Source organism: Paraburkholderia lebeckiae (assembly GCF_014201005.1).
GTDB classification, from domain to species: Bacteria; Pseudomonadota; Gammaproteobacteria; order Burkholderiales; family Burkholderiaceae; genus Paraburkholderia; species Paraburkholderia tuberum.
The window spans coordinates 113,977-126,551 of the sequence record NZ_JACHDK010000004.1 but is presented as its reverse complement, the minus strand read 5'-3'; the positions used below and the strand labels follow the sequence as shown (position 1 = coordinate 126,551).

General features: G+C 62.0%; 7 protein-coding genes and 1 pseudogene. 1 reads left to right on the top strand and 7 read right to left on the bottom strand.

The genetic code is table 11. The features are described from left to right. Positions 1–33 precede the first annotated feature (33 nt). From HDG39_RS09710 to HDG39_RS09680, 7 genes and pseudogenes are all read right to left on the bottom strand, one after another. Positions 34–417, bottom strand: coding sequence for an SHOCT domain-containing protein (locus HDG39_RS09710; RefSeq protein ID WP_018422661.1), 384 nt, complete (start codon positions 415–417; stop codon positions 34–36). A 461-nt stretch (positions 418–878) separates the two neighbouring features. Next, positions 879–1,785, bottom strand: a pseudogene (locus HDG39_RS09705) (AAA family ATPase); the annotation flags it as partial. Between the two features lie 143 nt (positions 1,786–1,928). After that, positions 1,929–3,356 (bottom strand): basic amino acid/polyamine antiporter, encoded by a 1,428-nt coding sequence (locus tag HDG39_RS09700; RefSeq protein WP_184005417.1) that lies wholly within the window; start codon positions 3,354–3,356, stop codon positions 1,929–1,931. 69 nt (positions 3,357–3,425) lie between these two features. Continuing rightward, positions 3,426–4,862: a basic amino acid/polyamine antiporter gene (locus HDG39_RS09695; protein WP_184005415.1), complete on the bottom strand. Its 1,437-nt coding sequence runs from the start codon at positions 4,860–4,862 to the stop codon at positions 3,426–3,428. A 141-nt stretch (positions 4,863–5,003) separates the two neighbouring features. After that, on the bottom strand, positions 5,004–6,506 hold the full coding sequence (locus HDG39_RS09690; protein WP_184005413.1) for an efflux transporter outer membrane subunit: 1,503 nt from the start codon (positions 6,504–6,506) through the stop codon (positions 5,004–5,006). Further along, a complete protein-coding gene (locus tag HDG39_RS09685; protein WP_184005411.1) occupies positions 6,503–9,562 on the bottom strand; it encodes an efflux RND transporter permease subunit in 3,060 nt (1,019 codons plus the stop codon). The genes HDG39_RS09690 and HDG39_RS09685 overlap by 4 nt, the downstream gene beginning before the upstream one ends. After that, entirely contained in the window at positions 9,559–10,533 is a 975-nt protein-coding gene (locus tag HDG39_RS09680; RefSeq protein WP_184005409.1) for an efflux RND transporter periplasmic adaptor subunit, read from the bottom strand. The genes HDG39_RS09685 and HDG39_RS09680 overlap by 4 nt, the downstream gene beginning before the upstream one ends. Positions 10,534–11,611: 1,078 nt before the next feature. Between HDG39_RS09680 and HDG39_RS35000 the strand changes: the two genes are divergently transcribed. Continuing rightward, positions 11,612–12,460: a hypothetical protein gene (locus HDG39_RS35000; protein WP_260327657.1), complete on the top strand. Its 849-nt coding sequence runs from the start codon at positions 11,612–11,614 to the stop codon at positions 12,458–12,460. The last annotated feature ends 115 nt before the right edge of the window (positions 12,461–12,575 follow it).

The window sequence follows — 12,575 nt, the reverse complement described above, 5'->3', positions numbered from 1 at the left end:
GCTCGCCCATGGCTGCAGTCAGGTAACCGACGCTTACTGCACGAGCTTCGCGCGCAGACGCGAGTGCTCTTCCCCGGAAATCGAACCGGACGCTTTCAGCTTGTCGAGCTTCTCGATTTCGTCGGCGACACTGAAGCCCACCACACTGCGAAGATCTTCGCGCACCTGCTTGGCCCGCGCCTGATCGCGTTCCGCCATGCCGCGATGCTGTGTGAGCAGATACGCGAAGATGCCGATATACGGCAGGATGATGAGAAAGATCACCCACAGAACCTTGCCCCATCCGGACACGTCATGGCGGCGGAACAGGTCGCTCGACACCGTGATCAACAGCCAGAACCACAGGATAAAGATGAAGATGGAGAAAACGTCGGCCAGAAAATTCGGGAATGTGAAACCATCATTGAAGAAAAGCATTGTTGTTCTCCAGTCATTCCGGTTGCAATTGAAAGGCTTAACGGATTTCGACCTATGGTTGCTCCGCTATGGATGGCGCATACGATCAGCACGGCAGCGCCGAAAACCTACCATGACCGCATGTCGATTGCGCACGCGTATTCATACTGTATGAAAGACATCCACGAGTTTCAATGGCGCGTTTAAAGCCACAAACCTGCTGTTCGTCACGTCTTTCATTTGTGCTCCTCACTTCGGGCGCCGCAAATGCATGATGCGGACCTTTTTGTCTTTATAGCTTATCCCGATCGTGTAACGCGAGCAATTTTTAAGGATTCCGTTTGATTGACGATTTCTGGTGGTGTGGCGATCATGCCGCGTGGCATTGAACATGCATAAGTGAAAATGATGTCAAAAACCAGCGCTTTTGCGCGGCTGCATGGATGCTTCGCAAACGTCTCTTTTGGCATTTTTTTTGCCGACCGAACCACGAGCGCTTCAACAGATGCCGCGGCCGGATCGGTCACCTCGATCGTCATATGCGTGAGCGCGCTTTTTGCTGCAAACGCATCGAGCCACTGCCGGGCGAGGCGCGGCAGCACGTGCTGTTCGATGAAGCCGATCAAAAGACGCGCACCGGTCTCCTTCACGAAGCAGCGACCGACGATGTAGTCGACCACCTCCGCCGCATAACTCAGCGCGATGCGGTTGTTGTCCGCCATCCGCCGAACGACTCGATCGAGATGCAAACGCACGATCCGCGCGAGCGAATCCGAGCCCAGCGGACGATATGGCACCAGCGTCACGCGTCCGAGGAAGGCGGCCGGAAACGCCGTCAGCAATTCCGTCGAAAGCGCGGAACGCAGACTGTCGAAGTCCGGCGCAAGCATTTTCGTCCGCGCAGAGACTCGCGGTCAGATCGGAGCCGACGTTGCTGGTCATCAGGATGGTCGTATTGCGGAAATCGATATAGCGACCATCGCCGTCTTCCATGTAGCCCTTGTCCTGCACCTGGTAGAACATTTCGTGCACGTCGCCGTGCGCCTTTTCAATCTCGTCGAGCAACACGACCGGGTACGGACGTCGGCGCACCGCTTCGGTCAGCACGCCGCCATCGCCCTGCTCGCCGCCATAGAGCGCCTCCGCCAATGCGAGCGCAGTTTCCGTCTTGCCGACGCCGGACGGCCCCGCGAGCAGGAAGACGCCAAGTGGCTTGCGCGGGTCCGCGAGCCCGGCGCGCGCCGTCTGCACGCGCTCGCCGATCTGCTGCAACGCGTCGTGCTGGCCGATCACGCGCGCGGTGAGCGTGGCGGGCAGCACCTGAACGGCGCTGACCTCATCGGTGATCATGCGTCCGACTGGAATACCGGTCCAGTCAGAGACGCATTCGCCAGGCCGCGATCATGTGAGCCGTGCAGCGCGCGAGCGGCAACCTACCTTCGTGAGCACCGTCGTCCGCACCGGCCATTGCCCGCGTCGCAGGGCAACCGGCGAGAGGCCAGACTATGTGTAGGCACGCCCACAAGCGAGCCTTAAGCCGAAAAATGATTGCGCACCAGATCGACGAACGCGACCAGCCCGGTAAGCAAAACTACAATGAACAGCCAGCGTTCCAGCAGCGTAAACACAGGCCGTTTCCCCTTGCGACGCTCGGCGATGTAAAACCACACGGTCGCCGCCGTATAAAGCACGGTCGACATCAACAGATAATGCAGGCCGCCCGCGTACACGAGAAAGAGCGCGTAGCCGCAGCCCAGCAGCGCGAGCATGAAATCGATGCGCCGTGACCACGGCTGCCCCGCATACGATTCGCCGCTCGCTGCGAGCTTCAACCCATAGCCGGCGACGAGCAGATACGGGATCAGGCTCATCGATGTCGTGAACTCCTTGGCCAGCGTGAACGCTTCTTTCGAAAACAGCGTCACGATCAGAAAAGCCTGAATCACGAGGCTCGTCATCCACAGTGCGGCGACCGGTACGTGGTTGCGGTTTTCTCGCCCGAGAAACGCGGGCATCGTGCGGCTCTTGCCCGCCGCGTGCAGAATTTCGGCGGCGAGCAACGTCCATGCAAGATAAGAACCGAGTACCGATATCAACAGGCCGAGCTTGACCACGACCGCGCCCCAGGCGCCGACCGCGGCGCTCAGCACGCCAGCCATCGACGGATTTCTCAGCGTGCCCAACTGCTCCAGCGGCAACACGCCATACGACAACGACGTAACCATGACCATCAACGCAAGCACGCAGAGAAAGCCGAGTACGGTCGCGACCCCGACGTCGCGCCGTTCGCGTGCATGCCGTGAATAGACACTCGCGCCTTCGACGCCGAGAAACACGAATACCGTGCCCAACATGGTCTTGCGCACCTCGCCGAACAGACCGGTCGCCGACGGCTCGGGAATGGTCCACAGGTTCGCGACGAACAACTGCCACTTGACACCCGATAGCACGAGCACCGCGAACAGTCCAAGCGCGAACAACTTGGCGGCGGTCATCGACGCATTCACTACCGACGAGCCCTTCACGCCGCGCAGTATCAGAAAGTGAAACACCCAGATCATCAGCGAGGAACTGACGATCGCGCTAAACGTATTGCCAGCGCCGAATGAAGGCGCAACGACCGCGAGCGCGGACTTGATCAGCACGAGATAGGCCACGTTGCCGAGACAGCTGGCGCACCAGTAGCCGAACGCCGACAGAAATCCCGTGTAGCGTCCAAACCCGACGCGCGCATACGTGTAGACGCCAGCGTCGAGTTCCGGCTTGCGCCATGCGAGCCGTTGAAAGATCAGCGCGAGTATCAGCATGCCGGAGCCGGTGATGGTCCAGCTGATCAACGAACCGACTACGCCGGTATATTTGCCGAGCGCCTGCGGCAACGAAAAGACGCCGACCCCGACCATCGAGCCGATCACCATCGCCATCAGGCCCGGCGCTGAAAGTCTGACGCGCTTGTCCATGGCTGCGATCGCTCTCCCGCGAACACGTTCCGATCGAGCCGCGCTCGTGCGACTACGATGATCGACCGCTCAGATGACGATCGTGCCGGTCGCGAGGCCGATCAGCGCGCCAAGCGCGCCGCAGGCCGCGACGGCAAAGATGACCCACTCGACTTTCGAAAACACCCGCTGGCCGCGCTCGCGTTTGGCCACCACATACAGCACCGTACCGGGCGCATAAAGCAGCGCCGATAGCATCAGGAACTTCAGGCCGCCCGCGAACAGCAGAAAGGCCGTATACAACGTCGCGAACATCGCGACGAAATACTCGTTGCGCAACGCGCCGCTCAAGGTGCCGCCATTCTGTCCACTATCGTAACGCGCGGCCTTGATGCCGTATGCGGCCACGAGAAAATAAGGAATCAGCGCCATCGAACTCGTGAGATTGAGCATCAGCGCAAACGCATCGGTCGACCAGTACGTGCTGATTACGAAACACTGCACCACGGTACTCGTGAGCCAGATCGCGGCGACCGGCAGCTTGCGCTCGTTTTGTCGCGCGAAGATACGCGGCATCGTCTCGAGACGCGCGGCGGCGAACAGCACCTCGGCACAGATCAGCGACCATGCGAGGTACGCGCCGAGGATCGAAATGATCAGACCGGCGCTGACGAACACGACACCGAATGGGCCGAGCAGCGCGCCGAGCACCGCGGCCATCGACGGCTGGCGCATCACCGCGATATCGGCGCGCGGCAAGGTCGCGTAAGGCAGCAGCGTCACCAGCACCAGCAGACACAGCACGGCGACGAAGCCGGTGATCGTCGCGGCGCCGACGTCCGAGCGCTTTTTCGCATAGCGCGAGTACACGCTCGCCCCTTCGATACCGACGAACACGAAGACGGTGACGAGCATCGTCGCGCGAACCTGCGAGAACAAGCCCTTGCCGATCTGATCGCTGCGTTCCCATAGATTCGCGCGAAACATGTCCGCGCGAAACAACGCGATCAGCATCACGATGAACAGGACGATTGGAACCAACTTCGCGACCGTGACGATCGTGTTGATCGTCGTGGCCTGCTGGACGCCGCGCAGCATCACCAGATGAAACAGCCAGATGCCCACCGACGACACGATGATCGCGGTCGCCGTATTGCCGTTGCCGAAGGCCGGCACGAAAGCGCCAAGCGTCGATTTGATCAGCACCCAGTACGACACGTTGCCGAAGCAGCCGGCCATCCAGTAGCCGAATGCGGATAGAAAGCCCGCATAATCGCCGTAGCCCGCTCGCGCGTATGCGAACACGCCCGCATCGAGTTCGGGCCGTCGCTGCGCGAGCGCCTGAAAGACGCGCGCCAGCGCATACATGCCGATGCCCGCCACGCACCATGCAATGACCGCGCCGAACGGTCCGGTCGCGCGCGCGAAATTGCGCGGCAACGAGAAAATCCCTGCGCCCACCATTGAGCCGACGACCATCGCGGTCAATGCGGGCAACGACAGTTTCGTCTCGACCTGGGTTGCCATCGTCCACCCTTCAGAAAAGCTGATTTCTTCCAGAAAGGGACTTACGCGGAGCAGGTACGCGTGCATTGCGCATCTCCTGTCAGTCCTCCCCGACTGAAGCCAACGGCCTTGCGGGTCCCGGACCGCACTCCTCCTGGTCGTTCACTGTGCGGCCGGCGCCGGTGCGCTCGCGGTGGCGGGCGCGGGTTCCGTCGGCGCTCGTGTATTCGAGGCCACTGGTGGATTGGCCAACCAGCCGCCTCCCAACGCCCTGAACAGCGCGAACTGTGCCTGCAGTTCGCCGACCTCTTCCCTCGCCTGCGACGACTGGCTTTCGAGCAGCGCAACCCGCACCTGATCGATATCGACGCGGCCGGTATCGCCGAGTTCGTAGCGACGTCGCACCTGGCTCAACTGCGTGGTGCGACGCGTGACTTCTTCATTGCGTGCCTTGAACAACTCGTCCTGCCGGTTCAAACGCGCCAGCGCACGGTCGACGTCATAGAACGCGCCGAGCGCGGTCTTTTCGTAGTTCAACATGGCCTGCTGCGCCTGCGCATCCGACGACTCCACCTGCGAGCGGCGCGCGCCAAAGTCGATCAGCGGCAGCGCCATCGCCGCGCCGAATAGCCAGAACGTGCTGGCCCCGAGGCTTTGACCCGCGATCTCCCAACCATTGCGTGCAAGCAAACCGCTCAACGACATGGTCGGCCAGTAGTTGAGCCGCGCGACATCCGACTGCCTGAGCGCCGCATTCACGCGTGCCTGCGCCGCGATCAGATCCGGGCGCCGCATCAGCAGGTCAACCGGCTGGCCGGGCTCGATATGCGGCAGCGCGGTCATCAGCGTGTCGCTTTCATCGAGAATCCCCGCGAATTCCGCGGGCTGCACGCCGCATAGATTCTGCAAATTGAGTCGTGCCTGCGCGATGCCGTTCTCCACGTCCTGCAAACGCGCATCGACCTGCGCGCGGCCAGCGCGCGCTGCTTCGATGTCCGTACTCAGCACTAGACCCGCGTCAAAGCTCTTCTCGGCGATGTTGACGAAGTCGTCCGCGATCGCGCGGCTCTGCAGCAAAATCGCGCGCTGACGCAGCAGCCCGCGATAGGTGACGTACAGATCCGCGACACCCGACACCACGCTCAGGCGTACCGCCTCCGCGTCGCCCGCGGCCGCGCGTGCCTGTTCGCGTGCCGCCGAGAGCCTTGCGCGTCCCTGACCGAACAGGTCGATCTCCCATTGCGCCTGCAAGCCGACACGCCAGAACTGCGCATCGGTATTGTTGATGCCGAGGAATTCCGCGAATTCGAGCTGCGTCTCGGCGCCGTGGTACTTCGCAGCGCTCACGCGAGCACCGACCGACGGCAGCAGTTGCGAGCGGGCCAGGCGGATGCCGGCCTGCACCTGATCGACGCGTGCGTAAGCGGTCGCGATGTCGAAGTTGTGCGCGAGCGCGAGATCGATCAGTTTGTTCAGCGTCGGGTCGTTGTACTGGGTCCACCATGCTGCGAGCTGCTGCTCGGACATCGGTGTCGCCACGCCCGGCTGCGCCTCCGAATACTGCGGCGGAAACGCGGCGGGCTTTTGCAGCTGCAATGATCCCGTACAACCGGCTTCGAGCAGCAAGGCCGCGATGGCGAGAAGATAAGGGCGCGCGCGGATCATTTTGCTTCCGGGTGTCGACCCGTCTCCCATTCCGCCTGCCTGATCGAGAACAGCATCGCATACAGCGCCGGCACGGCGACCAACGTCAGCACGGTGGCAAAAACGAGGCCCGCCATAATCGTGATCGCCATGTCCTTGAAGAAAGGATCCCACAACAACGGCGCCATGCCGAGCGCCGTCGTACCGCCCCCCAGTATCACCGGCCGCAGACGGTTCATCGCGCCGTGGGTCACCGCCTGCATGCGCGGCACGCCCGCGGCGATCTGCGAATCCATCTCTTCGACGAGCACCACGCCGTTCTTGATCAGCATACCGATCAGACTCAATAGACCGAGCAACGCCATGAAGCCGAACGCGCCGCGAAACAGCAGCAGACCGAGCGTGACGCCGACGATCGACATCGGCACGACGAGCAGCACGACGAGCGCCGGCTTCAGGCGTCCGAACATCATCAGCACGAGCAGCGCCATGCCGATGAAGCCGAGCGGCAGTTGACGGAACAGGCTCTGCTGCGCGCGCGTCGACGATTCGTGCTCGCCGCCCCATTCGAAGCTATAGCCCGGTGGCAGCTTGATGTTCTCGACGCTGGAGCGTATGCGGTTGAACGCGTCGACACTGTTCTGCCCATAGATCGGGTTGGCCGAAACCGTCAGCGTGCGAATCCGGTTTTCGCGCGCGATCTGGCCTTCCTCGGTACCGACCGTGAAGCCGTTGACCACGTCGCCGAGCGGCACGTAACGGCGCAGCCCCGCGCTGAACACCTGCAGGTCCTGCAGACCCGCGACGCCACGCGTGTAGTCGGGCGAATGCAGCACGATCGGCAGTAGCTGATCGCCTTCGCGATAGATGCCCGCCCGCAGGCCTTCGCTTGCATAAGCCATCGTGTCGCTAACCTGACGGCGCGTCACACCGAGCGAGCGCGCCCGCGATTCGTCGAATTCCGGCCGCACGATGCTGATCGGGTTCTCCCAGTCGTCGCGAATCGCGATGATGCGGCCGTCCGCCTTCAGCACATTCTGTGCTTCTTGAGACAAGCGGCGCAGCACGGCCGGATCGGGTCCCGAGAAGCGTGCCTGAATGGCCGCGCCGCCGCCGGGACCGAACTTCGGCCGCGTGACCGTCCAATGCTGTTCTGGGAAGCGCTTCTTCAGGTCCGCTTCGATGTCCGGAATCATGTCGTCGATCAGGCTCTGGTCCTTCGCGCCGACGATGAACTGCGCGTACGACGGATTGCGCGTTTCCGGATCGTAGACGAGGGAGAACCGCGTCGCGCCCGAGCCAATATACGTCTGCACGTTGGTGACGTCCGCATGCTTGAGCAGCACCTTCTCCACCTCGCGGCTCTTTTCGACGACCGCGCGAATATCGGCGCCGCGCGGCAAACGCATGTCGACATAGAAGATCGGCGTGGTGGACGCGGGGAAGAAGCTCCGCTCGACGAAACGGAACGCCCACCCGGCCAGCACGGTCAGCGCGACGAGGCCGATGACCACGAACACGCGCTGTCGGGTGACCCATGACAACAGCTCGCCGTAACGCTTGTACAGCTTCGAGTTGAACGGGTCGTCATCGATGATGTCCGCGGGCTTGAAAAGATACGTGCCGAACAGCGGTGTCAGGGCGATGGCGATCACCCAGCTGAATAGCAGCGAAATCGCAGCGACGGCGAACAACGACGCACAGAATTCGCCGACCGCATCCGGCGACAGGCCGATGCCCGAGAAAGCCAGAATCCCCACAATGGTCGACGCGAGCAGAAGCCATTGGCTTTGTTTGAGAATCTCGGTCGCCGCCTGGAGATGCGACATGCCTCGTTGAACCTTCACGAGCATCCCCTCGACCACCACGATGCTGTTGTCGGTCAGCATGCCCATCACGATGATCAGCGCGCCGAGTGAGATACGTTGCAGCTCGATGCCTGCCGCGTACATGACCAGCAGCGTGCCGAGGATCGACAAGAACAGCTCGACGCCCAGCACGACACCCGCGCGCCAGCCGAGCGCAATGCCCAGCGCGACACCGACGATCGCCACGGACAGGAACACGTCGAAGATAAAGCCGCGCACGCTCTCGTCGACGACCTGCGGCTGATCGTAAAGCGAGTGCAGCTCGATGCCGATCGGGCGGTCACGCTCGAGTTCGGCGAGCCTTGCCTTGAGCTCCTCGCCGACCCTCACCACGTTGACGCGCGGCCGCGCGCTGATACCGATCGTAACCGCGGGCTGGCCGTTATAGTGAATGACCTGGCTCGGAATCGTCGCGTAGCCGTGGCTTACGCGCGCGATGTCGCCGAGCAGCAGCGGGCCGGGCGTATTGTTGACAGGCAGCGAACGAATGGCCTGCAGTGAATCGAGCGAGCCGGACGGCGCAATCCGCAACGACAGGTCGCCGACACGTTCGCGGCCCGCGGGCCGAACCTCGTTCTGCACGAACAGCGTCTGCGCAAGATCGTCGGTGGACAGATTGTTGGCGATCAGTTGCGACTGGTCGACGTCGACCGAGATCTGCTCCTGCTGCTCACCGGCGATCACGATGTCGGACACGTCGCCGAGTGTCAGCAGTTGGCGGCGCAGTTCGCGCGCGTACTCATACAGTTGCGCCTGCGTGTAGCCCTCGCCGGTCAGCGCGTAGAACATCCCGTAGACGTCGCCGAAACGGTCGAGCACGAGTGACGGTCCCGCGCCCGGCGGAAGCCGGGGCTGTGCATCCGATACCGACTTGCGCACCTCGTCCCACACCTGCGGCAATTGCGCCGACGTGTACTGGTCGCGAATCTCGACGCGGACTTCAGAGTAGCCCGGTGTCGAACGCGAGGTCAGCTTGTCGACCTGCGGCATCTGCTGGATCGCGCTTTCGAGCCGGTCCGTCACTTCCTGCTCGACCTCGTGCGCACTCGCGCCCGGATACAGCGTCACGACGACCGCAGTCTTGATCGTGAACTTCGGGTCTTCGAGCCGCCCTATGTTGTAGTACGCGAAGATGCCGCCCAACAGCGAGATGAGCGTCAGAACCCACGCGATCAGCGGCTTTTCGATAAGGGGGCGCGCGAGGTTCATTGAGGCGCATCCATTGGACGGACGGCCATTCCCTCTTTCATGAACTGCGAGCCGCCGGCCACCACGCGGTCGCCCGCCGCAACCGCCCCCGCGACGACCACATCGTCATTGCGAATTTCGCGCACGCTGACCGGCACCGCATGCACACGGCCGGACGCGGCGTCGTAGCGCCACAGACTGCGCTGACCGTCCGCGCCGATCGACACCGCGGCGATCGGAATCGCGAAGTACCCTTTGTTGTCGTTTTGCGCGACCTGACGCGCCGTGTCGGAAATCTGTACGCGCAGCGCCATGCCGGGGAACAGCATCGCGCTTTGCGGTCCTTCGATCGAGAACACGAGCCGGTAGGCCGCCGAAGTCGGCGAGCTCTGCGTGGTCCGTTCGCGAAACACGAGCGGGAAGCGGTTCTGCGGCCGCTCGGGCAGCCACGCCTCGGCTCTCAGCGTCTTGTCGACGAATAGCCGTTCGGCAATGCTCTGAGGCAAATCGACGCCGACATCGACACGGCCGATGTTTTCCAGATTGAACGCGGGCGCCCCAGCCTGCACGACCTGCTGGATCTCGATGTTGCGGCGAGCGATCCGGCCGTCGAATGGCGCGACGAGCTGGGTATTGCGTAAGTCGCGGCTCGCCATGTCGCGTGCCGCGCGTGCGGCATCGGTGGAAGCCGACAACTGCTCATAGGCAGCCTGAGACAGAATCCCGTCCTTGCGCAATACCGCCTGGCGCTTCAGGTTGTCGCTCAGCTGCTGATACTGCGCGTTCGCGCGTTGCAGTTGCAGCCTGTAGGGTTCCTCGTCGATCCGCGCGATCAGTTGCCCGCGTTTCACCGACGCGCCTTCGAGCACCGCGATCTGCACGACGCGGCCCGATACTTCGAAGGCGAGCGGCGAGATGCTGGTCTGCTCTACCCGCCCGGTAAAAATGCGAATGGCGGAAGCGTCGGCCGGTTCGACCCTGGTGAGCTGCACGGCTGGCCTCGTATCGCCACTCTGTGTTTCGGTCTGCCGCTGGCAGCCTGACAGTGAAACGACAAGCGCGCAGGTCAACGCGCACGACACTGCGCTGGTCAGTGCGATTCCGGCTGATCGGCGAGGCCGCGGTGCATCGGAGCGGTTTGCATTCATGACGTTCTCGGCTGACTGCTGGCGCAACCCATGTCGTAAGCCCGGCGGCAACGTAGTTCACGGCCCAGCGAATACGAGACCCTACAGGTTGCTCAGCAATTCATAGGGGCCCATAACAGTGGACCGATGGGTGCATCCGCTTCGACTTCCACGGCCAGGTCAGACTCGAGGAACAGCGGCATCCCTTCTGTCGGACCGGCAACGTCGTTCAAACCAGTCTATCGGCGACAATGGTGTTGTGGCCGTCCAGACTACAGCTGCAACCTATTTGTCGTCATTCCGGCTCCGTTCATCAGGCATCCTGTCTAACTTCCAAACTGCTTCGCCACGCCGAAAAAAGACTGAGGAAATTGACGAGTCCGCCCTGTATGGAATGCACGACGATTCCGCATAACCTGAAGACGAATGAATATGCGGGCGGATTGCAGCGTTGAATCAGATCCCTTCGATTGAACCTTGCTGCAAAATTATTAAAGTTCCCAAACAATTCGCTGTCAAGAGCCTCACCGGCGCAGCGCGATCGTATCGATTGCTTACCTTAAGCGGTATATCAAAGCCGTCATAGGCGTTCATGACTTCGCGCAGTTCACTAGTGGTTTGCCCGTGTCATGCGTGCGTCATTGCCCCTTTCAGTTCGTCACAGGCATCATGGCCGAACAATGCGCAAGCCGTCAATCGATTCGCGACTTGCTACGGTCATACCGACTCGTTCTATGGTTGCTTCGGCTTCTGTTGATGAAATATAAGCATGGCTATTCTGCTGTACTAGTCACGAAATGCCATGGGGAAAAATGCTATAGGTTTCAAGGAATTTTTGTTTCGCCGATGGAGCAGCCGTGTTTGTTAGATCGGAATATTTTCTCATTGAAGCCAAGGCGCGCTGTGAGGGACGGCCCTCTCGCACGAACCGGTTCGACGCATCATGACGCGCTCGCTCGCATCGTGGACATCGCGGTGCGCGGCACTCGCGCTGCTCACCAGCGGTCTTCTGTGCGGTTGCGCGATGGTGACCGTCAGCTCGCAAGGCCCGGAGCAAGACATCGTGATGCGCCGCGGCGACATTCTGTCGACCGGCCGTCTGAGCGCCGCGACGCGAGACACGCTGCACATCGCGGCACTCGATGGGAACACCTGCCAACGTGAGCCGCCCGATTGCATCAATACGATCTCGACCGTCAGCGGAATCAATACCGACCGGCGATTGTCGAGCCTCGCCGAACTGTCGTTGCAGATGGCCATCACCAACACGCCGGTCAACGCCAGCGATTGGAGCGACGCGCAATTCGATCTGTGGCTCAGGGCCGCGCGCTTCGCGTATGCGTTTCTGTTCCTCGGTGAACGCACTGCTGGCGGACGTGCATTCGAAGATCGCCAGACCCAGGTCCGTGACAACTACAACTACGCGGTGCAGGAGCTTGCCCACGCGCTGTTTCTGCGTGGCGCGCTTGCTACCGATGCCGGCAACGGCGTGCCGGGCACGCAGTACATCGCAGGCTGGTCCATTCATCTCGACCTGAGCCGAACCCGGCTACCCGAAGGCGTGCGCGAACCGCGCGAAGTCATCCCGACGTCGCGGCTGTCGTTCGCAGGGATACGTAGCATTTATCGACGCGATGGTTTGGGGGCGGAACTCGTTGCTGTGATGAACGTGCCGCCGCCTGAAGATGACGTCGATGCGGGTGGCGATGCGGGTGGCGATGCCAGCGCCGACACGCGTGTGTCCACCGGCGTCGATGGTCGCGCGAGCGCACCGTTCAACCCCGGCGTGTAGTCAGAAGCCGCGGGACGGCCAAGGCCGGCGTCGCGCTGTTTGCGCGAGATGCCGTCGCCGAACGTCACCGCGTTGATCTGGTTCAGCCAGGGCACGCTCGAACAGGTGCTTACCT

Bases quoted from the DNA above. Each gene is read 5' to 3' on its own strand.
- HDG39_RS09710 (WP_018422661.1), bottom strand. From the start codon at position 417: ATGCTTTTCTTCAATGATGGTTTCACATTCCCGAATTTTCTGGCCGAC.
- HDG39_RS09700 (WP_184005417.1), bottom strand. From the start codon at position 3,356: ATGGACAAGCGCGTCAGACTTTCAGCGCCGGGCCTGATGGCGATGGTG.
- HDG39_RS09695 (WP_184005415.1), bottom strand. From the start codon at position 4,862: ATGGCAACCCAGGTCGAGACGAAACTGTCGTTGCCCGCATTGACCGCG.
- HDG39_RS09690 (WP_184005413.1), bottom strand. From the start codon at position 6,506: ATGATCCGCGCGCGCCCTTATCTTCTCGCCATCGCGGCCTTGCTGCTC.
- HDG39_RS09685 (WP_184005411.1), bottom strand. From the start codon at position 9,562: ATGAACCTCGCGCGCCCCCTTATCGAAAAGCCGCTGATCGCGTGGGTT.
- HDG39_RS35000 (WP_260327657.1), top strand. From the start codon at position 11,612: ATGACGCGCTCGCTCGCATCGTGGACATCGCGGTGCGCGGCACTCGCG.